The sequence below is a fragment of the Methylobacterium sp. Leaf123 genome (assembly GCF_001423405.1).
Classification (GTDB): domain Bacteria; phylum Pseudomonadota; class Alphaproteobacteria; order Rhizobiales; family Beijerinckiaceae; genus Methylobacterium.
On record NZ_LMNS01000002.1, the window covers coordinates 145,539 to 167,515 of the forward strand.

The following is a 21,977-nucleotide window of genomic DNA, read 5'->3' on the forward strand; positions in this document are numbered from 1 at the left end:
AAGCCGGGGCGACGGACCAGAGCGAATTTTTTCCGCATCGGGCATGACCCTCGCGTCCGTGGCGCATCTGTGCTGAAAGGGCTCCGCTTCCCGGACCCCAACGAGGCCCCATGATCCGCCGGCTCTACGAGTGGATACTCGCGCTCGCCGCCAAGCCGTCCGCGCCCTGGGCGCTCGGGGCGGTGGCCTTTGCCGAGAGTTCGTTCTTCCCCGTACCGCCGGACGCGATGCTGGTGCCGATGGCGGTGAGCCGGCCCGACCGGGTGTGGCTCTACGCGGCCATCGCCACCGTCGCCTCGGTGCTTGGCGGGCTGCTCGGCTACGCCATCGGCGCACTGCTGTTCGATTCGGTCGGGCTGTGGCTGTTCAACCTCTACGGGCTCGCCGACAAGGCCGACACCTTCCAGGCCTCCTACGCCACCTACGGGCATTGGGTGATCCTGCTGAAGGGCCTCACCCCGATCCCCTACAAGCTCGTCACCATCACCTCAGGCTTCGCGCATTACTCGCTGTTCTGGTTCATGCTGCTCTCGGTCATCACCCGCGGGGCACGCTTCTTCCTGCTGGCCTGGCTGCTCGGGCGCTACGGCATCGGCATCCGCGCGGTGCTCGACCGGCACCTCAACGTGGTGGCGGGGCTGTTCGCCGCGGTGGTGATCCTGGGCTTCGTCGCCTTCAAGGTGATGCTGTGAGCCGCATACCCCTGCGCGCTGCGGCACTCGTCGTGGCCTTGGGTGCCGCGCTCACCGTCGGCGGCGCCCTCGTGTTCGAGCACGGCCTCGGCTACGTGCCGTGCAAGCTCTGCCTGACGGAGCGGGTGCCCTACTACCTCGCCGCGCCGCTCGCGCTCGCTGCTGCTCTGCTTCCGCCGCGGCTCGCGCGCTTCGTCCTCGGCCTTGTGGCCTTGGTGCTGATCTACGGCGCCGGCCTCGGCGTGTATCACGCGGGCGCGGAGTGGGGGTTCTGGCCCGGCCCCAGCGATTGCGGCGGCGGGTCCGGCGCCGGACCGGCGGACGTATCCGACTTCCTGAAGAACCTCGAGAATGTGCGGCCGGTCGATTGCACGGCCGCCGCGTGGCGCTTCCTCGGCCTCTCGCTCGCCGGCTGGAACGCGATGATCGCGGCCGGCCTCGGCCTCTTCGCCGCGGCGGCCGCGCTCGTTGCCCGGGTCTCGGCTCAGCCGTCGAGGGGGCCGCACCAGCCGGGCAGGTAGCCGGCATCGGGCGCTTTCGCGAGTTGCAGCGCCCGCTCCAGCGCCGCGGTGAAGTCGCGGTCGACCGCTTTGCGCTTCATGTTGCGCCGGAGATAGTCGGCCCACAGGAACTCGCTGAACGGCGTCGTATCCTTGGCGAACCCGCCGGCCCGGCGCAGCTCACCCGCGAGGCTGCGGAACGGGTCGTCGGCAAGATCGGCGACCCCCTTCGGGATGTCGTCGAAGCCGACCCGCTGACCGGCGGCGTCGTAGGGATGGACCCAGGATTTGTGGTCGGCCACCGTCCAGAAGGCGTCCTTGTCGAGCTTGTGCAGGTCGGCGACCACGGTCACGAGCACGTTCTCCTCGCCCTCTTCCTGCAAGGCGCGGGCGAGGTGGTGGTGGTCGATCACGAAGTGCTTCTTCTTGGGGCCCAGCAGCACCGGTATCATGTGCGAGCCGAGGAACTCCGCCTTCTTCTCGGGATCGTGCGCCCGCCAGCGGCGTCGCTTCTCCTCCACCTCGCGGTAGCCCACCGTGATCTGCGTCGGGCGCAGTTCCGCGATCGGCACGGAGATGAGCAAGGGTTCGCGCGGCGCCATGAAGTCTCCCGTTGGTTTCGAGCACGCCCGGAGAGACGCCGGACCACCGAGGCTGCCTGGGTCGCCCCCCCCCGAAACGCGCAAGCCGGCGTCGAGGAACGGTGCAGACGGTCGGCAGCTTACGGAACGTCAATCGAAGCGGCGTGGGGCGGCTTTCGCTCGGTGCCGGTCACAAGGTCAAGCCTCACATCTGCGTGAGACTGGATTTCGGTTTTCTTAGCCGAGATCTGAAACTGCCGCGGGGAAAGAGGCGGCATCGGTATTTTCCTGCCGTTGTCCCGCGCGCGGGTTTGCCCGAAGACACAACAAACGAGCATCGCGTTGCCGGATGATTGTCCGGCACCAGCATCGTCTTGTTCCGAAAGTCGGTATCCGCCTTTCGGGACGACGTTCGAGCGCCGGGGACCAGGACCACAGGCATGTCAATCGTCCAGCCCGGCAGCGCGATCTCGGCCGCGTCGCGCCCGCACGCAGCCCGGCCCCTGATCGGCCTCGACCTGCTCCGCTTCGGCGCGGCGTGCCTCGTGGTGCTCTATCACCTCGCCTGCACCGCCTGGATGGTCCCGTCGAGCGAGGCCGCCGCCCTCGTCGGGCAGCCGATCCCTTTCCCGACCCTGCTGCCCGTTAGCGCGCAGGGCTGGGTCGGCGTGCCGATGTTCTTCGTGATCTCAGGCTACGTGATCGCCTATTCCGCCTCGCATGCGAGCGCGGCGCGCTTTCTCACCGGGCGGATCCTGCGCCTCGTGCCGGGCATCTGGTTCTGCGCCACGGTCTCCTTCGGGCTCGCGCTGCTGTTCTACCCGGAGGCCGTCTCGGTCCTGTTCGAGCGCTACATCCGCACCCTCGTCCTGTTCCCGGTCCCCCGCTGGATCGACGGCGTCTATTGGACGCTCGGGATCGAGATCATGTTCTACGGTCTGGTCTACGCCCTTCTGGTCCTGAACCGGTTCGAGCGGCTGGAACCGGTGATCCTGGTGGTCGGCGTCATCAGCGCGGGGGCGTGGCTGCTGGCGGCGACGCCGTTCTGGCCCGATCTCGGCCGGATCATCAGCACGCGGATCGCCAAGCTCGCCCTTCTCACCCATGGCTGCCACTTCGCCATCGGCGTGCTGCTGTGGAGCGCGGTGCGGAACGGTCTGACGGCGCCGCGCCTCGCCGGCCTCGCCCTCTGTCTGGTGGGGGGCTTCCTGCAGATCCGCTACGATGCCGGCTTCGTCAGCGCCGCGCTCGGCCTCGACCGGAGCCCCGCGATGGCGTGGTTCCTCTACGCCAGCTTTATGGTGCTGTTCTGCCTGTCGATCCGCGCAAACACGGCGCTGACCGATGCCTTTCCCGGCCTCGGGCGGCGGTTTCGCGATCTCGGTCTGGCGACCTACCCGCTCTATCTGCTGCACACCTTCGTCGGCGCCCTGGCGATGCGGTTCCTGGCCGCCTCCGGGTTCCCGCCCGCCGCGAGCCTGACGGGCGGCATTCTGACGGCCGTGGCCGCATCCCTGCTGGTGTCGCATCGGATCGAGCCGCCCCTGCGCGCGGGCCTCGGACGTGTCCTCCACATCGCCGGCACGCGGCTACGCAGCCGATTTCCGGCGCCCGGTGCGCTCACCCGCTGAGGGATGGGGCGCCGCTCAGCTGGCGCCGTAGCCGCCCATGGCGCAGACCGTGGCCCATTCCGCCTCGGTCACCGGCTGCACCGAGAGGCGGGAATTGGTGACGAGGGCCATGTCCTTGAGCGCCGTCTCCGCCTTGATCGCGTCGAGGGAGACCGGGCGCGGCATCGGCGCCACCGCCCGCACATCGACCATGCCGAAGCGGCCGCTCTCGTCGGTGTGGTCGGGATAATAGGGCTTGATGACTTCGACGATGCCGACGACGGCCTTGCCCTCGTTGGAATGGTAGAAGAAGCCGCGCTCGCCGACCTGCATCGCCTGCATCTGCTTCTTGGCCAGATGGTTGCGCACCCCATTCCAGAAGGTGCCGCCCTCCCCCGCCTCGACCTGCTGGTCCCACGACCAGGTCGAGGGTTCGGACTTGAACAGCCAGTAGGCCATGGCGCGGGACGGCTCCGTCGGGAAAGGCGCCCTCGCTTATCGAAAATCCGGCCGCGCTTGAAGGGCGCGCTCCACTTCGCCCCCGGCCCCTTGGCGGGCGGTGCTTACGCCGTCTCCGCCTTGAGCGGCCGCGACAGCAGGCCGGTCATCGCCGCATCGACCGTCAGCGCCCCGGCCACCACGGCGGCGACGGCCTCGGCCACCGGCATCTCGACCTCCCGCGTCCGCGCGAGATCGACCAGCGCCTGCGCGGTGAAGGCGCCCTCCACGAGCTTGCCGCCGGCGGCTTCTTCCGGCGAGGCGCCCTTCCCTAGGCGCTCGCCGAAGGCGAAGTTGCGCGATTGCGGCGAGGAGGCGGTGAGCACGAGGTCGCCGAGGCCCGACAGCCCCATCAGCGTCTCCGCCCGGCCCCCATAGGCGCGGGCAAAGCGCATCAGTTCGGCAAAGGCGCGGGCGATCAGCGCGGCGCGGGCGCTCTCGCCGAGACCGCGGCCCGCGACGATGCCGGCGGCGATCGCGAGCACGTTCTTGCCCGCGCCGCCGACCTCGACGCCGCGCACGTCATCGGTGTGATAGAGCCGGAAGGCCGGCCCCGAGAGCAGCCCGGCGAGCCGCGCCGCCAGCGCCCCATCCGCCGCGGCGAGCGTCACCGCTGTCGGCAGTCCGCGGGCGACGTCGGAGGCGAAGCTCGGCCCCGACAGTACCGCGACTGGGGCGCCGGCCGGCAGGACGTCGGCCGCCACCGCGCTCATGAAGGCGTCGCTGCCCCGCTCGATCCCCTTGGCGCAGAGCACCACGGCGGCGCCGGGCGCCAGCGAGGGCGCGAGCGCCGCCAGCACCGAGCGCAGGGTCTGGGCCGGCACGACGAGCAGCACCGTGCCGGCCTGCCCCAAAGCGGCGGCCTCGGCCGTGGCGCGCACCCCCGGATGCAGGGCGACGCCGGGGAGATAGCGTTCGTTGACGCGCGCCTGTTCCATCCGCGCGGCGGCCTCGGGATCGCGCATCCAGAGCGTGACCGGGCGCCCGGCCGCGGCGGCGGCATTGGCCAAAGCCGTGCCCCAGGATCCGCCGCCGATGACGGCGACGACCTCGTCCCCCCGCTGCGTGCCTGACTTCATGTCCGCCTCCATCGGGAACCTGGCGCATCCTCGGCTGTTGGGGCCAAGCTGCGGCCCCGGAGCCACATCGTCGGGTTCGCGATAACGATCTGTTGGCGGAAGAGCGAGCACCGATCCGCGAATCCGAGATGAGGGAGGCCCGATCCCGGCGAACCGGGCTCGCTCAAGATATCGCTTACGATGTTTTTGGGGGGCAGGACTGAGGTGGGATCGACATGTCCTGACATTCGTCGGCGCAGATCGAAATGAAAAGGTTTTCGTCGCGCACCCCTGGCAAATCGGTCGATCTGTTCTCGCCCTTTTCACGAATTCAACTTTCCCGGCCGGCCACCATACCACCTTAGGTTTACGTTTCTAATTTCCAGGATGTCAGCTTGCTTCAAGTCTACCAAACAAATTTGTGATGAAAGGATTACTTTTCAAAATCGCCATATTGTCACTTAGTAGACAATTAAATACGGCCCTTACTGGTCGAAGTGTCCAAAATTAAGGGCGAGTTAAGAGAATTCTGGGAAATTGTTTTCAACAAATTCCGCGATGCCTGGAGCAGTAAGCCGTGGCGATCTTCCATTCCGAACAAGATTCCATCCTCGCCGCCGTCGATCGGGCTCAAGGCCGTATCGAGTTCGCAATGGATGGCACCATCACGAAGGCGAACGCCAACTTCCTGAGCCTCGTCGGCTACACCCTCGATGAAGTGCGCGGTCGCTCGCACGCGATGTTGATGCCCTCGGAGCAGCGCGAGAGCCCGGAATACAAGGCATTCTGGGAGGCCCTGCGCCGCGGCGAGTTTCAGGCCAGCGAGTTCCGGCGCGTCGCCAAGGACGGCCGGTCGATCTGGATCCAGGCCTCCTACAACCCGATTTTCGACCGGCGCGGGCAGCCCTACAAGGTGGTGAAGTTCGCCACCGACATCACGGCTCAGACGGAGCGCAATGCGGGCTACGAGGGTCAGATCGCCGCGATCAACCGTTCGCAGGCGGTGATCCATTTCGGCCTCGACGGCACGATCACCGATGCCAACGCGAACTTCCTCGATGCGGTGGGTTACCGGCTCGACGAGATCCGCGGCCGGCATCACAGCCTGTTCGTCGATCCCGACGAGGTGAAGGGCGCAGCCTATGCCGAGTTCTGGCGCGCGCTCGCCAACGGCACCTATCAAGCCGGCGAGTTCCGGCGGCTGGCCAAGGGCGGACGGGAGATCTGGATCTACGGCACCTACAATCCGGTTCTCGACAGCGAGGGCCGCCCCTGCGCCGTGGTGAAGTTCGCCAGCGACGTCACCCAGGCCGTGGCCGACCGCAATCGGCGCGCGAGCGGTCAGCGCGCCATCGAGTCCGATCTCGGTACGATCACCGGTGCCATGTCGCATGTGAGCCGTCAGGCCAACGAGACGGCGGCTGCGGTGGCCGTCACCGCCGACAACGTCCAGTCGGTGGCCGCGGGCGCCGAGGAATTCGCGGCCTCGATCTCGGAACTGAGCCGCCACGCCTCGCAGGCCAAGACCGCCGCCGACGCGGCCGTGATCCGCGCCGAGGAAGCGGGCGGCATCGTGAGCGGATTGACCGCCACCGCCGAGCGGATCGGCGAGGTGGTCTCCGTGATCCGCTCGATCGCCGACCAGACCAACCTACTCGCCCTCAACGCCACCATCGAGGCGGCCCGCGCCGGAGCGGCCGGCCGCGGCTTCGCCGTGGTCGCCACCGAAGTGAAGGCGCTAGCGAGCCAGTCGTCGCGCGCCACCGAGGATATCGGCCAGCAGATCGCCGCCGTGCAGGATTCCTCGGCCCGCGCTGTCGAGGCGATCCGCGCCATCGTCTCGACCATCACGGATCTCAGCGAGATCTCGATGAGCGTCTCCTCCGCCGTCACGGAGCAGGCCGCGGTCACGCAGGAGATCGCGTCCAACATGCAGACTGCCGCGCGCAGCGTCGATTCCGTGCGCCGCAACGCCGACGGGATCGCGCTGGCCGCGAACGATGTCGATCTCTCCGTGCAGAAGGTGACCGCCTCCGCCCGCGCGCTCGCCTGATCGCGGGCGCTCGGTCTCAGGCCGCCGGCGCCACCTCGGCAAAAGGCCAACGGGCGCGGGCCGGCACGGTGAGGTCATCGACGAGGCCGAGGCGCAGGCGCTCCAGCCCGGCCCAGGCGATCATCGCGCCGTTGTCGCCGCAGAGCGGCAGCGGCGGCGCGACGAAGCTCAGGCCCACCTCACCGGCTTGCGCGGCAAGCGCCCGGCGGATCGCTCCGTTGGCCGCCACGCCGCCCGCCGCGACCAACGCCGTCGGATGCCCGGCAACACCGGCGAAGGCGCGCAGGGCCACGCGCACGCGGTCCACGATCACATCCACCACCGCCGCCTGGAAGCTCGCGCAGAGATCGGCCACGTCCTGCGAGGCGAGCGGTTCGAGCCGCTCGGCTTCGATGCGCAGGGCGGTCTTGAGACCCGACAGCGAGAAGTCCGCCTGACGCCGCCCGATCATCGGCCGGGGCAGTGCGAACCGCTCCGGATTGCCGCTCTGCGCCTGCCGCTCCACCTCGGGGCCGCCGGGATAGCCGAGCCCTAAAAGCTTGGCGACCTTGTCGAAAGCCTCGCCGATGGCGTCGTCGATGGTGGTGCCGAGCCGGACATAATCGCCCACTCCCTTCACCGCGACGAGCTGCGTGTGCCCGCCGGAGGCGAGCAGCAGCAGATAGGGGAAGGCGAGGCCGTCGGTGAGACGCGGCGTCAGCGCGTGCGCCTCGAGATGGTTGACCGCCAGAAGCGGCTTGCGCGCGACGAGGGCGAGGGTCTTGGCCGTGACGAGGCCGATCAGCACGCCGCCGATCAGGCCGGGCCCGGCGGCGACCGCGATCCCGTCGATCTCCTTCAGCGTCGTCCCCGCCCGCTGCAATGCTCGGGCGATCAGCCGGTCGAGCACCTCGACATGGGCGCGGGCGGCAATCTCCGGCACGACGCCGCCATAGGCCGCGTGCTCGGCGATCTGGCTCAGCACCTCGTTGGCGAGGATCTGTCCGCGCTCGTCCTCACCGAGGGTCACGACGGCGGCGGCGGTCTCGTCGCAGGTGGTCTCGATGCCGAGGATCTTCATGAGTGTCACGCTGACGTCCACGCACCGTTGCGCGCCGGGGGCCGGCCCGCCTACTCCATCTCTCGCGAAAGCTCGGTCATACCGGTCGCGGCAACACGTCTACGACGAAACCGGCGACGGATACAGGTGAGGCACGGACCACCGACGGACGCTGTGGATGGCATGAGGGAGAGGGGCGCATGCGGATCTGGGTGTCGCGGCCCGAACCGGGCGCGAGCCGCACGGCACGGCGGCTGGCCGCGCTCGGCCATGCGGCGCTGGTGGCGCCCGTGCTGCGGATCGCGCCGAGCGACGGACCGCCGCCCACCGGCCGGTTCGACGGGCTGATCCTGACGAGCGCCAACGCCGCCGCGCCGCTCGCCGCAGCCGAGCTTCCCGAGGCCCCGGTCTTCGCCGTCGGCACCCGCACCGCCGAGCGGGCGGAACGGGCGGGGCTGCGCGCCGTGCACTGCGCCGACGGGGATGCCGTCGCCCTGGCCCGGCTCGTCGCCGCGCATGTGCGGCCGGGCGGCACGCTCCTCCACGCGGCCGGCGAGGACCGCAAGGCCGAGCCCGCCGCGAGTCTCACGGCCGCGGGCTACCGCGTCACGACCTGGACCGCCTACGCGGCTCTGGCCGAGGCGACCCTGCCGGAACCGGCGGCCCGGGCGCTGACGGGCCGGGACGGCGCGCCGCCCCTCGTCGCGGCCCTGCATTTTTCGCGGCGGAGCGCGGAAATCGCGGTGCATTTGTCCGGCAAAGCCGGTCTGAGCGGAGCGTTTCGGGCGCTGGCGCATTACTGCCTGTCCCCGGACGTGGCCTTGGGACTGGTCGAGCTCGGCGTTGCGGCCCATTTTGTAGCGGTGCGCCCGAGCGAGGAGGCTCTCCTTGCCGGTCTCGCGGCTTCGGACTGAACGGCCTCGTCGCCCCTGCGCGATGGGGACGCGAGAGCGTGTCGGAGCGTCGGAGATGGAACCCGGAAGCGGTTCCGATGGATGACGGCGCCGGTTCGCTCTTCTATGGGAGCACACTGCGCCGGTGCGGCGGCTGAATGGAGCGAACGCCCGTGAATTCACCCAAGGACGGCGCCAGGGACGGCGCCAAGTCTCCGGAGCAGGCCAAAGACGTGACGAAGGATTCGTCCCGGCCCGCCGACAAGGCGATGGGCAGGCCGGCCGAGCCATCCGCAGCGGCCTCCACCACGAAGGTCGAGCCGGCCAAGGCGGGGCCTGCAGCGTCGGAGCCGGTCAAGTCCGAGCCCGGAAAACTGGGTCCGACCGGCAGCAGCGCCCTGCCCGGCGGCAATGCGCCAGGGTCGTCCGCGCGCCCACAGGACACCAAAACCGACGCGCCGTTGAAGCCGGGCCCCACCGGCAGCAGCGCGGTCCCGCCGTCGAGCGCCGCCTCCACCAGCACGGGAACGATGTCCGGCAAACCCGCGGAGCCCGGAAAGCCGTCCGGCGCGCCGGGTGCCGCCTCCGGGACGCCGGGCGGCAATGCGCCGTCGAAGCCGGGCGCCACCGGCAGCAGCGCGATTCCGCCGAATCCGACCGGGGCCAAGGCCACCGATGCCAAATCGGAAGCGCCCGCCAAGGCCGGCACCACGGGCAGCAGCACGGTGAAGCCCGAGACGCCGGCCTCCGGAAGTGCCAATGCAGGCAGCGCCGCTTCCAGCGGCACCAAGCCGGACGCGACCTCGGGCGCCAAGCCGGGCGCGGCGCCCGGTGCCACGCGGGTGACGGAGACGGCCTCGCTGACCGACGGCCCGATCCTCGATCTCAAGGCCAAGCGCCTCTCCGATGCGGCCGACGCCGCCAAGCCGGGCGCGAAGCCCGAGGCCGGCAAGGAGGGCCCGAGCGCCCCCCCTTCAGCCAAGGACGCCGGGAAGAACGAAGCCGCGAAGGCGGCACCGGCCCGCGGTGGCGCGGGCTTCGGCTCCGTGGCCGCTTCTGGGCTGCTGGGCGGCCTGATCGGCGCCGGCCTTCTCTACGGCGTCACCACCTATCAGCGGGGCGCCGATCCCCGCCTCGCAACGCTCGACAAGTCCCTGGCGGGCCTTGCCACGAAGGATGCGGTGGCGGGTCTCGATAAGCGCCTCGCCGCCAACGAGCAGGCGCTCAAGCCCCTGCCCGACGCGGTGGCCCGGGCGGAGGCCGCGGCCAAGGTTGCCGCCGACCGCGCCAACGAAGCGTTAGAGAAGGCGGGCACCACCCCCTCGGCCGACGGTTCGGCTCCGGCGTCGGCCGTCCCCGCCGATGTCGCGGCCCGTCTCGATGCCCTCGACCAGCGTGTCTCGGCGCTGCAGGAGGAGCCCGGCCGCGACGGCACGGCCGAGGTGAAGACCGCACAGGCGATGGATCCGGCCGCCCTCGCTGCCCTCGACGACCGGCTCAAGGCGCTCGAAGCGAACGGCGCCAAGAGTGCCGCGTCCGATCTCTCGGACAAGATCGCGGCGTTGCAGGCGGACATCGCGTCCCGTGCCAAGGCGGATGAAGCCGCCGAGGCCGCGCTCGGCAAGCGCGTGGACGAGGTGCAGAAGGCGCTGGACGGGCGCATCGCCGCTGCGACCCAGACGGTGCAGGAGGCGACGCAGGCGAGCAAGCAGGCCGCCGACGCCGCCCAGACCCGCGCCGACGAAGCCGTGAAGGGCCTGGAGCGCAAGCTTCAGGAACAGTCGGACCGGATCGCCGGCCTCGACAAGGCGGTCGATCAGAGCGCCAAGCAATCCACGGTGCAATCGGCCCTGCGCATCGTCGCAGTCGACCGGATCGCCTCGGCGCTGGAGGCGGGCCAGCCCTACCCGGATGCGCTGGCCAGCCTGCGCAACCTCGAACCGGCGGATTCCAAGCGCCTCGACGTGCTCGGCCCCTTCGCCGACAAGGGCGCGCCGACCGCTTCGGGCCTCGCGACGGAGTTCCGCCGGATCTCCGAGAAGATCGCCGAGGCCAAGCGCGCGGCCCAGGCCAAATCCGTCGCCGAAACCGGCAGCGTGGGCGACCGTCTGATGAACATGGCGAGTTCCCTGGTGCAGGTGAAGCGCGCCGACGAGCCCGGCGCGGGCGGAACCCAGGCCGCCGCCGGTACGTCGTCGGTCGCGCAGGTTCAGGCGGCGCTCGACCGCGGCGACCTCGCCGAGGCGGCCAAGGCTTATGCCACCTTGCCCGAGGAGGCGCGGGCGCAGGGCGGCGATTTCGGAGCGCGGCTCTCGGCGCGCGCCGAGGCGGGCCGCGCGGCCCAGGCACTGCTGGCCGATGCCTTCACCGGCCTGCCGCCGGCACGCTGACGGCCAGGACCGGCACCGATGACGACGAACCAGCCGCGCCCTGCGCGGCGTTCCCCCCTTCCACTCTGCCCGGGCCGCGTGCGCCCGCTCCCCGTGCTCCCAAGGAGGCCCTGACCCATGTGGCGCGCCCTCGTCTTCCTGGCCCTCCTGGCCGTCGCCGCCTACGGCGCGGTGTGGATCGCCGACCATCCGGGCACCGTGACCGTCGTCTGGAACGGCTACGAGATCGGCATGAGCCTCGCCATCGCCCTTACCGGCGTGCTGGTGGCGGCGATCATCCTCGGCCTCATCTGGGCGATCGTGACCGGCGTGATCGGCCTGCCCGCCAGCATCAGCCGCTCGACCCGCGAGCGCCGCCGCAACAAGGGTCTCGCCTCGCTCTCGCGCGGCATGATCGCCGTCGGCTCCGGTGACCCGCTCGCCGCCCGCCGCCATGCGGGCGATGCCGAGCGCTTGCTCGGCAGCCAGCCGCTGACGCTCCTGCTCAAGGCCCAGGCGGCCCAGATTTCCGGCGACCGGGACGCGGCCGAACAGGCGTTCAAGCGCATGGCCGACGATCCGGAGACTCGCGTTCTGGGTCTGCGCGGCCTGTTCGTGGAAGCCCGCCGCCGCGAGGACGAGGGTGCGGCCCGCGCCTACGCCTCCGAGGCTGCCCGGCTCGCGCCGAGCGTCACCTGGGCCAACGAGGCCGTGCTGGAGGCGCAATGCGCCGACGGCGAGTGGTCCGCCGCGACCGAGACCGTGGAGCGCCGCGCGGCGCTGGGGCTGATGGACAAGCATGCCGCCCGTCGCCAGCGGGCGGTACTGCTCACCGCGGCCGCCCAGCGCCACGAGGCCGGCGAGCCCGACACCGCCACCGAGCAGGCGCTCAAGGCCGTCAAGCTCGCCCCCGATCTGGTGCCGGCCGCCGTCATCGCCGGCCGGCTGCTCGCCCGGCGCAACGATCTGCGGAAAGCTGCCAAGATCATCGAAGCCGCCTGGAAGACGACCCCGCATCCGGAGCTCGCCAAGGTCTACCTCAACCTGCGCACGGGCGATTCCGCCCGCGACCGGTTGGCCCGCGCCGAGAATCTCGCCAAGCTCTCGTCCTGGGAGCCGGAATCGCGTCTGGTGATCGCCCAGGCCGCGACCGAGGCCAAGGATTTCGGCCGCGCCCGCGAGGCGCTGGCGCCTCTGACCGACGACCGGCCGACGGCGCGCGTCTGCCAGATGATGGCGCGGATCGAGGCCGCCGAGCACGGGGCCGAGAGCGGGCGCTCCCGCGAGTGGCTCGCGCGGGCCGCCCGCGCCCCGCGCGACCCGGCCTGGGTCGCCGACGGCATCATCTCCGAGCGCTGGGCCCCGGTCTCGCCAGTCTCCGGCCGCCTCGACGCCTTCGTGTGGAAGACCCCGCCGGAGATCCTGGCCGGCCCCGAGGACGACGACGCCCCTGCCCCGGCTCCCGCCGAGTCCACCGCTCCGGCCGCGATCCCGGCCACGCCTGTGCCGGCTCCGGTCACCACGGACAGCCCGGCCGCGTCCGCGCCCGGCTTCCTCCAGACCGGTGCAGGCACCCCCTCGGTCGTGCCGACGTCCGCTCCGGTCAACGGCCCCCCCGGCCCGTCACCGGCCGCGCAAGCCACCCCGGCGGACCGTCCGCGCCGCATCGCCTGAAGCCCCACGCCGCCCGGACTCTAGCCGGGCGGCGCACAAGGCGTGCGTCTGTGGCATTCTTCGCCTTGCCAGACGCCCACGCCCCGGCTACAGACCCGCACCTGCCGCAAGAGACCACCGCCCGCGCCCAGCGCCCGCGTCGGTCCCCGGCTGGTTCCGGAGGGGTGGCCGAGTGGTTGAAGGCGCACGCCTGGAAAGTGTGTATACCGGAAACGGTATCGCGGGTTCGAATCCCGCTCCCTCCGCCAGAAATTCCATCAGCCCAATGACGATGCCGTCGTTTCTTAGAAAGGCGCGCAGCCTGTCCTAGCGACAAGCCCTACCGGCTCCTCAAAGAGTGAATCGTAGAGCGCGTCCCCGCTTCATCGAGGCTGGCGCGGCGTTAGGGGTCCAAACCGTCATCCTCACGCACCCGTGTCAGATGCGGCACGACCAGCGCCCATTCGTCGTCGGACACATCCGACGGGCGGGTATTCCAGTGCAGGCTCACGCCCCCTGATCTGAACCACCGAGCCGACAGGTTCCCGCCTTAGCTCGGGGAACGACGCCTCGCTTCACGCGTCTCATCCTGGAACACCCAGTGAGGACGCGACAATGTCGGTTTTCCAAATTCGTCAGGGCGGCACGGGCGCAATTCTCTGGACTGGCGCGGCGGCCAACGAAATTCAGGCCATGGATGCGATGGCCCATGACGCTGGCTACTACGACCACTCCGATCTTCCGGACACCATGCGCAGGGGTCTGAAGGTCGAAGCGCTGACCTTCGGCGCCGCCCGCGAACAGGCATCGGCGGGCCGAACCCAGGGTGGCCGAACCGGGCAGCTCGTGATGGGTACCGCGATCAACGACCGCAACCTCGGCCGGGCCGCTGGCTAGCGTCCGCGCCCCCTACGAGAGGGACGGACTGCCTAGTTGGAGGCCGTCCCTGTCATTCGCGGCAGAGGCACTTGCCGCTTGAATCCGCGCGAGGCGGCCCGTTCCGCGGCCTCCAGTCTATGGCGGCACTCGACAGCATCTTGCAGCGCGTCCGAGATGGCCTGTCGGAGTGCGGCCACGGCATTGCCCCTCGACGTCGAGATACTGTTCGACGAGCACCTCCACCTCATCCGCTCGCGCTGCGGCCACCGCGCACACCATGCTCGACCTTTCACTCTGACGAGGGGCGGCGTCTGTTGCAGTACTGTGGCCCTGTCGAGGCCCTGCCCGCAGCCGCGGCAGATTTTCGGTTCGGGCCTGTGGGCGCCTCCGCGCGCGTCCACCCCCGCATCTCAGCCAATCCCTGGTCCCCGTTTGTGTCGGAGCGAACGGACCTCACGCCGCCCGAACAACAGGGCGCTCGCCGAACGGCTGACCGCGTCAGATTGATCAGCGACATCCGAGAGCGAGGCAGGGCCAGGAACGAGACCGATGCAGCGCTGCGGATCCAACCGTTTGGAGGCCGTGGGGCGGAGAGAGCATAGCGCTTTCAGTTGCGCGTGTTTCCAAGCTACAAACTGTGGTTAGTAAGCTTGGCATTAGGTATAGCGTGCGAATTCACGAAAATTCCGGACCGCGCCCCTCTGTGATCGACTGCCCGGCCAGCCGTTATAAGAAACTTAAGCGCCGGGACGGCACTTCTCTGGGCCGACGAATTGCTACTTGGCTCGCTGAACTATGATCGCTGCATCCCGTCTCGGGGTCCGTTTGCCCGCGACGACCATTGGTCTCGCCCTCTTAAGCGCTGCGGCCATGGGGGGGTTCAGCTGGTCATCGGCCAAGTCAGGCCTCATCGAAGCGGCGGGGGCTCGTCTCGAACTCGCTGCGGCTGCGCGACGCGATGGCATCGAGCTCGTGGCCGACAGAATGCAGGCGGATTTTCTGACGGCCGCCGGTCACCCGCAGATCGTCTCGAACTTCCCCGATCTCGTCGAGACCCTCGACCCTGCGAAGCCCGATTTTGCCGGCATCGTCGAGGCTTACCAGAGCCCCCCGACGGTCGAAGCACGCATTGCCCTGGACAGCACGCCCGCGACCGCGATGTACGGCCGACGCCACGTCAAGGTGCAGGAAGTGGCCCGCCGGATCGTCGCCGAACCGGGCTATGCCGATCTGATCTTTCTCGATGAGAGCGGACGCATCGTCTACACGACGACCAAAGGCACGGACTTCGCCAAGTCGCTCGACGACCCGAGCCTCAAGGATACCGGGCTCGCGCGCCTCGTCGCGCGCCTGAAGAGCCAGGATCCGGCAGCGACGGCGTTCGAGGATTTCGCGGCCTATCCGGTCGGCGGCGGACCCTCGGCCTTCATCGGCCGGGCCATGACCAAGCGCGCCAACGTCGCCATGGGCACGGCGCAGGCGGTGGAGCGGATCGGCTTCGTCGCGCTTCGTGTGACCCCTGCCCTGTTCGACCGGACGCTCGCCAAAAGGGCGGGTCTGGGCGACACCGGGCAAATCCTGGCCGCGGGCGCCGATGGCCGTCTCCGCTCGAATCCTCCTCTCAACCCCGCCGTGAAGGCCGGCGCGCCGGTCTCGGACCTCGGCTTCTCCGCCGCGCAACTCGCGGGCGGCAGCTTCGCCTATCCGGCGGCGGATGGTCGCCACATGGCGGCGAGCGCTACGGTTTCGGTGCTCGGCGCACCCTGGACGGTGGTGGCGGAGCAGACGGAGGCGGAAGCCGTCGGTGCCGTGCAGGCCCTTTCGCGCACGCTCGCCCTCACCGCGCTCGTCGTGCTCTTGGGGACGGCCATCCTCGGGCTGCTACTGGCCCGCTCGATCGTCCGGCCGCTCAGCGCGCTCACCCGCGCCCTGACCGCGCTCGCCGCCCGCGAGACCTTGGCCGAGGTGCCGGGCAGCCGCCGCCGGGACGAGATCGGCGATATCGCCCGTGCCGTGGTGACGATCCGCGACATGTCTCTGGAAGAGGCCGCCCAGCAGCTCAAGACGACGGAGGCCGCACGGCTGCGCGAGGAGCAGGCGCGCCGAACCCTTCTGCGCGACCTCGCCGACCGTTTCGAGGACTCCGTCGGTGGCATCGTCGCCGGGGTGGCCCAAGCAGTCGGGGGTCTGCAGGGCTCGGCCGCGACGATGCAAAACGCCGTGTCCGGCACCGCGCAGCGCTCGACCAGCGTCGCTGGCGCCGCCCAGCAGACGGCCAGCAACGTCAACGCCGTGGCGGCAGCGGCCGAGGAACTCGAAGCGACCGTCCAAGAGATCGGCCGGCAAGTCGAGCAGGCCACCGGCATGTCCGCCGCGGCCGTGCAGGCGGCCTCCCGCACCGAGGAGACGATGGCCGCGCTCGCCCAGGCCGCGACCCGCATCGGGGACGTGGTCGGTTTGGTTTCGACCATCGCCAGCCAGACCAACCTTCTGGCGCTCAACGCCACGATCGAGGCGGCCCGTGCGGGCGAGGCCGGGCGCGGCTTCGCCGTCGTCGCGGCCGAGGTGAAGGAACTCGCCAGCCAGACGGCGCGGGCCACCGACGAGATCGGCCAGCAGATCAACGCGATCCAGGGTGCCACCGAGGGCGCTTCGCAGGCGATCCAAGACATTGCGGGGCAGATTCAGGCGATGCGCAGCGTCACGACGAACATCGCGACCGCGATCGAGGAGCAGGGAGCGACCACCCAGGAGATCGTGCGCAGCATGTCCCAGGCCTCGTCCGGAACCGTCGAGGTGACGACCAATATCGCCGAAGTCGCACAGGAGGCCGAAGGCGCCGGACAGGCCGCCCGAGCCGTCGCAATCGCCGCCGACGGTCTCGCGGACCAATCCGCCGCCCTGCGCTCCGAGGTCGAGAAATTCCTGGCCAATGTGCGTGCCGCTTGAGGCGACACACGAACTCGCCCACCATTACGACGCCGCGCGGCTGATCGACCGCGCGGCTCAGGAGCCTCTGGCCGACCGCAACGCCACAGACATCGACGAGCGGTCGCTGTAGGAGCGGGTGAAACCGATCCGGCCAAGGCATGAGAAAGCTCCAGCCCACGCTCTTCGACGAGGTCTCCACGCATCTGCCGCTCTTCGACGACTTGCCGGAGGGAGCCGTCGAACGCCTCGCGGCCGTCGGCTACGGGCGCGGGCTGCTGACGGCCTCGCTCCGGGCCCAGCTGCGCAAGGCCGGCTTCGCCGACATGGCCGCGCTGGCGCTCGCCTCGCCGGTCGAGCTGATGGCGGTGCGCAAGATCGGCCCGCTCCGGGTCACCGCAATCCGGGTCCATCTGCTCGGCGAACTCGCGCGGCTGGTCCCTGGCGCGCGAGCCGATCACGACAGCGAGGCGACCGACCGGCGACGGTTGGAGCGGCTGCGCGCCATGCCGGGCGGACGGTTCGGCTGGGCCGGCGAGACCTGCGCGGATCTCGCCCTGCGGCGCTGCGCCGATATCAGAGCGGAACTCGATATCCCCGCGACCGACCTCGACCGGATCGCCGCCGCTCTCGCCCGAGCGCTGCTGCCGGAACGGCCGCGTGTGCCGGCCCCTGCGGCTGCGCCCGAAGCCGATGCCGCACGCGAGCGCGCCGAGCTGCTGCAGGAGCAGGACCGCCAATGGGAGGCCGCCGCTCCCGAGGCCGCCGCTCCCACGGCCGCCGTCCTGCCGAAGCGGGTGGCTCGGTAGGATGGTGCCCCTGACCGCATCACAGCGGGCGCTGATCGGCCGGCTCGACCGTGGGCGCTCAGCGCGGCTCAGGGTGCAACGGACCGGTTGGTCGGCGTCGCCATGATCAGGGGGATGCAGGCGCCGTGCGTTGAGCGCGCGGCAGGGCCGCCGGACTGAACGGCGCTCACGACCCGTCTATTTCATGCCCGCCTCAAGCGGGTTTCGTAAATCCCACCTTGCTCCGCCCGGCCCAGCCGCGGCGGGGTTTTTTCGTGCGTGCGCGCCCATCGCGTGCATCCGCCTCAGCCCCGCGATCATCCGGTTGTCGGCACTGACGTTAAGCGGCCGACTTCCACCGCCCCCCTCGGTCTCCTGCCGGATCGCTGCGTTAGGGCCGAGACGGGGGAAGCCGTTACCGAAAATCCCTTGGGAATGAGGCCGCGAACCAAGCGACAGCCTGCCAGCCGCCATAGACCAACAGGCCGATGAGCAAGCCGCCGATCGCAAGCCGAAGCCGGAACGCCTCATCCCGCCGATCAGGTCGCTCCGGTTGCCGCCTCGCCATCGCCGTCCCTCACGCGAGCACACCTGAGCGCAGGGTGCTCTACACCACGGGAATGGATGAACCGATGGCCACGGGCGCGTGATCGAGATAGCGACGTGCCACGATGCTGATGCCTTCGTCGTTCCACCGCCCGAGCATCGTTTTTGTCGCGGTTTCCGCGCCCGCTTCAACCTTTTAACGAGCCACGCGCCGCGGCATGGGCCGAACAGGGCGGCGTGCTCGAACCGGCCCGCACATGGTGGCGAAGCGTCAAAATGCGAGGCCGATGTGAGCGTGCCGCACTCATGGGCATCACCGTCGCCAGCACCATGGCTTCAGCTCGCAGCGCAGCCCCCAACTGCCTCAGAACCTCCCAATCAGCCCTGTGACACGCCGGATAATCTCGGGAAATACGGGCTGTTGCTGCGGTTCAGAGCGGGAGCGGTCGGTCGCCCCTGTGAGCCGGCCGGTGCCTTCCGAGGCGAGAAGTACGGATCGTAATCGCTCCAAGACGCAGACTTTGCAGCCTCGGGCTTGCGGGCGACCGGCTTCGGAGCGGTTCTCGTCATGAAGGCCTGTCCATTTCTGTGAACAGGCCTTTTAGGCGAAAAGGGTTAACCGCACTGTTACCAAAATGGCACGAGCGCGCCAGTTGCGATCGACCGATCGGACGGCTTTATTCGCACGCGCATCGCAAGGATGTCAGCAGCTCACAGCAGCCGAACAACGCTCGTAAGACGCGATGAATGCCTCTGCCTCTTGTCGACGCAAGCCCGTGACGACAAGCCCTACCGTCGAAACCGTCCAGAGACCGTCAGAATTCTGCGAGAGAACAAGCGTCGTCATCGATCCCCCCTGTGCCGACCGATCCCATGCCCGTTCGAGGCGGCGGTTCCGCAGGTGAGTGACAGTTTAGGAATGCGAGACCGGCGGCACACCTGACCTTTCCGAGCCTCACTCTTTCGAGGCACGTGTCGCCCGCGGCGCCTTGGCGCTCGCCACCCCGGAGAACACCCCGACCGAAACGGGTTATGAACGACGGAAAGGTGAGGCTGGGCGATCCGGCTTCGGGACGGACGTCGTCGAAAGTGAGTGCATGGCCCGCAAGCGTCTTCGCCCCACAGCCGAAAGCCTGATCGAGGCCGCCGGCCGTCTCGGCCTGTCCCCGGCAGCGATCGATGTCGAGGCTCTGCGCATCCACCTCGAACTGCCGGAGTTCGGAGCGGCGGTCGAGGATGATCGTGTGGCGCACGCTCTGCGAGAGATGAAGACGGCGCGTGCCTTCGTCGAGGCCGGCATTCCGGCCCTGAAGCGAGCGGTCCCCGTCCTCAGGGCCACAGTGGCCAAGGACCAGAGCATCCGGTGGAGCGTCCGGGTCGGCATCCCCCTGCTCGATGCCGGCCGCATGGACCTGCGCATCGATGCTGCGCCGGACCCGATCACCGCCGAGATCCTCCACGGAATGGCCGCGCGGAACGATCCGACGCGCCGGCTGGAAGAACTGCGCGCCGCCGTGGCGGAGATGGCGATCCAGACCACGCGCGACCTACGCAAACCGGTCGATCGGCTCAGGTATCAGATCCTCGACGATCTTCGCGAGGTGGGCGCCGATGCGGCGGCCTATCTTGAGCATCTGGACCGCTCGTTGCGCTCTCGCCCGTTCACCTTCGGTCCGAAACTCGCCCGCTCCCTCGCGGACGCCCTGACGCCGGTCCGCCAGCGTGCAAAAGCCGTGGCGCGCGAGGGCTCGCGCCTGCGGCGGCTGCGGGATCAAGTTGGGTTCGGTGCCTATATCGAGAAATTCGCCGCGGCCCGCCGGCTGAACCGGCGCATCCTCTTCCATATGGGGCCCACGAATTCGGGAAAGACCTATGCGGCTCTGCAGGCCCTGAGCGCGGCCCCGACCGGCGCCTATCTGGCGCCGCTCCGGCTCCTGGCGCTGGAAAACTACGAGGCGCTGGGCGAGCGCGGTCTTCGAGCCGGCATGGTCACGGGCGAGGAAGTGCTGGGGGAGCTCAACCCGACCCACACGGCCCGGACGATCGAGACGGCCGACCTGACCCGCCCCATCGACGTCGCCGTGATCGACGAAATCCAGATGCTCTCCGACCCGGATCGCGGTTGGGCCTGGACGAACGCCCTGTTCGGCGTTCCAGCCAAGACGGTCATCGTTTGCGGATCGGACGACGCGCTCTCCTATGTCCGCCGCGCGGCCGAGGCCGCCAATGAGTCGCTCGAAGTCATCAACTTCGAGCGCAAATCGCCGCTCGTGCTTCTCGACGAACCGGTCCCCCTGGAGAAGGTCGAGCCGGGGGATGCCGTCGTCGCCTTCTCCCGCCGCGCCGTGCACGAGAATCGTGAAATCCTGGTCGCGCGCGGCCACCGGGTGGCAACGATTTACGGTGCTCTATCGCCGGAGGTCCGCCGCGCCGAGGCGGCGCGGTTCCGGTCCGGGGAGGCCAACGTTCTGGTGACGACGGACGCGATCGGCATGGGCCTCAATCTGGGGCCGCTGAAGCGGATCGTTTTCTCGACCGTGCGCAAATGGGACGGCGTCCAAGAGCGGGTGCTCACGAATTCCGAAATTAGGCAGATCGCCGGTCGGGCGGGCCGCTACGGGCATCAGGATGTCGGCTATGTGGCGGCGACCGAGCCGACCGCCATCGAGCCGATCCGAACCGCCTTGGCCGGCGCACCGACGGCGCCGGCGGCCGACACCCGCTTCTACGTGCGCCCCGACCTCACCGCCATCCGCTCCGTATCCGAGGAGATGCGGACGCCGAGCCTCTATGAAGTGATGACGCATTTTGCGCGCGCCACATTCTATGCCGGCTCGCCGTTCCAGCCGTCGGCGCTGGAAGAGGTTCTCGAGATCGCACGGATTATCGACCGCGCCCGGCTGCCGATCGAGGAAAAGTTCATCTTCTCGGTCTGCCCGATCAATCGGCGCGACGAGATCGCGATGGGTATGCTGGAGCGCTGGAGCCAAGTTCGCGCGGCCGGAACAACCGTCCCCGCGCTGCGGGCAAGCGTCACCGGTGAACTCGATTATCAGGAGCGGACGGTGAAGCTCGCCAGCGCCTATCTCTGGCTGGCGCGGCGTTTTCCCGAGACGTTCGATGATATCGAGGCGACCCGGCAAATGCGCCATTACGCCAACGACGCGATCGAGCATCACCTGCAGCAGACGGCCACGCGCAAGGCGGAGCGTCGCGGACGGCGGGCGGGCGGAACGCGGTGATCGCGTTTTGGCGGGGTCGGGTTCGGCTCGGGTGAGTTGCTGATCCCGCAGCGCCACCGATTTGTCCGCGTCGGTTTCGAGGGAGCTCTTCGCCTCTCCCCTTTTCTGTGTTTCGGGGGCAGTTCGGGATCCGGCTTGGTGCGAAGCCCCCTCCCCTGTCGACGGCGAGGCGCGGGGATGATCCGCCCGCGTTCGGCGGAGACTATCCGGGAATGATCGCTCTGACTGCGCTATCTCCGCGCCCGGGCGGGTCTATCGGTGGTGTGAACGACAAAAGGCCCGCGGGCGTGGCCTGCGGGCTTGTGGTGGTGTGCGGCGATGTCGGTGTGTGGTTTTGGGTCTGTGTTTATCGGTGTCAGCGTGTTGGTTGCGGGGGCTGGATTTGAACCAGCGACCTTCAGGTTATGAGCCTGACGAGCTACCGGGCTGCTCCACCCCGCGCCAAACGCGTGGACGCCGGACGGTTTTGTCGTCCGTCGTCGGCGTGCTGTGTGAGGGAATGTGGTTGGCTTGTGCTGGGCAGGCCTGGCGGCGACCGACTCTCCCGTGTCTTGAGACACAGTACCATAGGCGCTGGTGTGTTTAACGGCCGAGTTCGAGATGGATCGGGTTCTGGGCACACCGCTCAGGCCACCAGGCCGGCGCAGC

At 69.4% G+C, this 21,977-nt stretch carries 16 protein-coding genes, 2 tRNA genes and 1 rRNA gene; 13 read left to right on the plus strand and 6 right to left on the minus strand.

What is annotated here, in order from left to right; translation table 11 throughout:
* Nucleotides 1-110: 110 nt before the first annotated feature.
* Together ASF53_RS04220 and ASF53_RS04225 are read left to right on the plus strand one after the other, a co-directional pair.
* Nucleotides 111-692 (plus strand): YqaA family protein, encoded by a 582-nt coding sequence (locus ASF53_RS04220; protein WP_056194334.1) that lies wholly within the window; start codon nucleotides 111-113, stop codon nucleotides 690-692.
* Entirely contained in the window at nucleotides 689-1,213 is a 525-nt protein-coding gene (locus tag ASF53_RS04225; protein ID WP_056194339.1) for a disulfide bond formation protein B, read from the plus strand. Before ASF53_RS04220 ends, ASF53_RS04225 begins: the two co-directional genes overlap by 4 nt.
* Here ASF53_RS04225 and ASF53_RS04230 read toward each other — a convergent pair.
* The gene (locus ASF53_RS04230; RefSeq protein WP_056194340.1) at nucleotides 1,177-1,794 is read right to left on the minus strand and encodes a ParB-like protein; all 618 of its coding nucleotides are present in this window, start codon (nucleotides 1,792-1,794) and stop codon (nucleotides 1,177-1,179) included. The two genes, ASF53_RS04225 and ASF53_RS04230, sit on opposite strands and share 37 nt — an antisense overlap.
* A 419-nt stretch (nucleotides 1,795-2,213) precedes the next feature.
* Here ASF53_RS04230 and ASF53_RS04235 point away from each other — a divergent pair, with 419 nt between their 5' ends.
* Nucleotides 2,214-3,404 carry an acyltransferase family protein gene (locus ASF53_RS04235; RefSeq protein WP_056194343.1) on the plus strand — a complete coding sequence of 397 codons (1,191 nt, stop codon included), beginning with the start codon at nucleotides 2,214-2,216 and terminating at the stop codon, nucleotides 3,402-3,404.
* Nucleotides 3,405-3,419: 15 nt separating this feature from the next.
* Here ASF53_RS04235 and ASF53_RS04240 read toward each other — a convergent pair whose 3' ends face one another.
* Both ASF53_RS04240 and ASF53_RS04245 read right to left on the minus strand, forming a co-directional pair.
* Nucleotides 3,420-3,842: an EVE domain-containing protein gene (locus ASF53_RS04240; protein WP_056194346.1), complete on the minus strand. Its 423-nt coding sequence runs from the start codon at nucleotides 3,840-3,842 to the stop codon at nucleotides 3,420-3,422.
* A gap of 104 nt (nucleotides 3,843-3,946) precedes the next feature.
* On the minus strand, nucleotides 3,947-4,972 hold the full coding sequence (locus ASF53_RS04245; protein ID WP_056194349.1) for an NAD(P)H-dependent glycerol-3-phosphate dehydrogenase: 1,026 nt from the start codon (nucleotides 4,970-4,972) through the stop codon (nucleotides 3,947-3,949).
* A 544-nt stretch (nucleotides 4,973-5,516) separates the two neighbouring features.
* On the opposite strand from ASF53_RS04245, the gene ASF53_RS04250 reads away from it, so the two are divergent.
* On the plus strand, nucleotides 5,517-6,992 hold the full coding sequence (locus tag ASF53_RS04250; RefSeq protein WP_056194352.1) for a methyl-accepting chemotaxis protein: 1,476 nt from the start codon (nucleotides 5,517-5,519) through the stop codon (nucleotides 6,990-6,992).
* A 16-nt stretch (nucleotides 6,993-7,008) separates the two neighbouring features.
* Here ASF53_RS04250 and tsaD read toward each other — a convergent pair whose 3' ends face one another.
* Nucleotides 7,009-8,052, minus strand: a complete 1,044-nt coding sequence (tsaD, locus tag ASF53_RS04255; RefSeq protein ID WP_056194410.1) for a tRNA (adenosine(37)-N6)-threonylcarbamoyltransferase complex transferase subunit TsaD — start codon at nucleotides 8,050-8,052, stop codon at nucleotides 7,009-7,011.
* A 179-nt stretch (nucleotides 8,053-8,231) separates the two neighbouring features.
* On the opposite strand from tsaD, the gene ASF53_RS04260 reads away from it, so the two are divergent.
* From ASF53_RS04260 to ASF53_RS04295, 9 genes are all read left to right on the plus strand, one after another.
* Nucleotides 8,232-8,945 (plus strand): uroporphyrinogen-III synthase, encoded by a 714-nt coding sequence (locus ASF53_RS04260; RefSeq protein ID WP_056194355.1) that lies wholly within the window; start codon nucleotides 8,232-8,234, stop codon nucleotides 8,943-8,945.
* A 152-nt stretch (nucleotides 8,946-9,097) separates the two neighbouring features.
* A complete protein-coding gene (locus tag ASF53_RS04265; RefSeq protein WP_082482293.1) occupies nucleotides 9,098-11,314 on the plus strand; it encodes a hypothetical protein in 2,217 nt (738 codons plus the stop codon).
* Nucleotides 11,315-11,431: 117 nt separating this feature from the next.
* Entirely contained in the window at nucleotides 11,432-12,967 is a 1,536-nt protein-coding gene (locus ASF53_RS04270; RefSeq protein ID WP_056194362.1) for a heme biosynthesis protein HemY, read from the plus strand.
* Between the two features lie 158 nt (nucleotides 12,968-13,125).
* Nucleotides 13,126-13,215 (plus strand) — tRNA-Ser (locus ASF53_RS04275).
* A 346-nt stretch (nucleotides 13,216-13,561) separates the two neighbouring features.
* Entirely contained in the window at nucleotides 13,562-13,843 is a 282-nt protein-coding gene (locus tag ASF53_RS04280) for a hypothetical protein (RefSeq protein ID WP_056194365.1), read from the plus strand.
* Nucleotides 13,844-14,620: 777 nt separating this feature from the next.
* Entirely contained in the window at nucleotides 14,621-16,774 is a 2,154-nt protein-coding gene (locus tag ASF53_RS04285) for a methyl-accepting chemotaxis protein (protein WP_056194368.1), read from the plus strand.
* Nucleotides 16,758-16,886, plus strand: coding sequence for a hypothetical protein (locus ASF53_RS26500; RefSeq protein WP_286134118.1), 129 nt, complete (start codon nucleotides 16,758-16,760; stop codon nucleotides 16,884-16,886). Before ASF53_RS04285 ends, ASF53_RS26500 begins: the two co-directional genes overlap by 17 nt.
* A gap of 28 nt (nucleotides 16,887-16,914) precedes the next feature.
* Nucleotides 16,915-17,562, plus strand: coding sequence for a hypothetical protein (locus ASF53_RS04290; RefSeq protein WP_056194371.1), 648 nt, complete (start codon nucleotides 16,915-16,917; stop codon nucleotides 17,560-17,562).
* Nucleotides 17,563-19,184: 1,622 nt separating this feature from the next.
* Nucleotides 19,185-21,329: a helicase-related protein gene (locus tag ASF53_RS04295; protein WP_056194374.1), complete on the plus strand. Its 2,145-nt coding sequence runs from the start codon at nucleotides 19,185-19,187 to the stop codon at nucleotides 21,327-21,329.
* A 364-nt stretch (nucleotides 21,330-21,693) separates the two neighbouring features.
* On the opposite strand, the gene ASF53_RS04300 is transcribed toward ASF53_RS04295, so the two are convergent.
* Both ASF53_RS04300 and rrf read right to left on the minus strand, forming a co-directional pair.
* Nucleotides 21,694-21,770 (minus strand) — tRNA-Met (locus tag ASF53_RS04300).
* Between the two features lie 82 nt (nucleotides 21,771-21,852).
* A 5S ribosomal RNA gene (gene rrf / locus ASF53_RS04305) occupies nucleotides 21,853-21,967 on the minus strand.
* Between the last annotated feature and the right edge of the window lie 10 nt (nucleotides 21,968-21,977).

Excerpts from the sequence above, each read along its gene's own strand:
- ASF53_RS04285 (WP_056194368.1), top strand. The coding sequence starts at position 14,621 with ATGATCGCTGCATCCCGTCTCGGGGTCCGTTTGCCCGCGACGACCATT.
- ASF53_RS04230 (WP_056194340.1), bottom strand. The coding sequence starts at position 1,794 with ATGGCGCCGCGCGAACCCTTGCTCATCTCCGTGCCGATCGCGGAACTG.
- ASF53_RS04245 (WP_056194349.1), bottom strand. The coding sequence starts at position 4,972 with ATGGAGGCGGACATGAAGTCAGGCACGCAGCGGGGGGACGAGGTCGTC.
- ASF53_RS04295 (WP_056194374.1), top strand. The coding sequence starts at position 19,185 with ATGGCCCGCAAGCGTCTTCGCCCCACAGCCGAAAGCCTGATCGAGGCC.
- ASF53_RS04235 (WP_056194343.1), top strand. The coding sequence starts at position 2,214 with ATGTCAATCGTCCAGCCCGGCAGCGCGATCTCGGCCGCGTCGCGCCCG.
- ASF53_RS04260 (WP_056194355.1), top strand. The coding sequence starts at position 8,232 with ATGCGGATCTGGGTGTCGCGGCCCGAACCGGGCGCGAGCCGCACGGCA.
- ASF53_RS04220 (WP_056194334.1), top strand. The coding sequence starts at position 111 with ATGATCCGCCGGCTCTACGAGTGGATACTCGCGCTCGCCGCCAAGCCG.
- ASF53_RS04240 (WP_056194346.1), bottom strand. The coding sequence starts at position 3,842 with ATGGCCTACTGGCTGTTCAAGTCCGAACCCTCGACCTGGTCGTGGGAC.
- tsaD (WP_056194410.1), bottom strand. The coding sequence starts at position 8,052 with ATGAAGATCCTCGGCATCGAGACCACCTGCGACGAGACCGCCGCCGCC.
- ASF53_RS04290 (WP_056194371.1), top strand. The coding sequence starts at position 16,915 with ATGAGAAAGCTCCAGCCCACGCTCTTCGACGAGGTCTCCACGCATCTG.
- ASF53_RS04270 (WP_056194362.1), top strand. The coding sequence starts at position 11,432 with ATGTGGCGCGCCCTCGTCTTCCTGGCCCTCCTGGCCGTCGCCGCCTAC.
- ASF53_RS04280 (WP_056194365.1), top strand. The coding sequence starts at position 13,562 with ATGTCGGTTTTCCAAATTCGTCAGGGCGGCACGGGCGCAATTCTCTGG.
- ASF53_RS26500 (WP_286134118.1), top strand. The coding sequence starts at position 16,758 with ATGTGCGTGCCGCTTGAGGCGACACACGAACTCGCCCACCATTACGAC.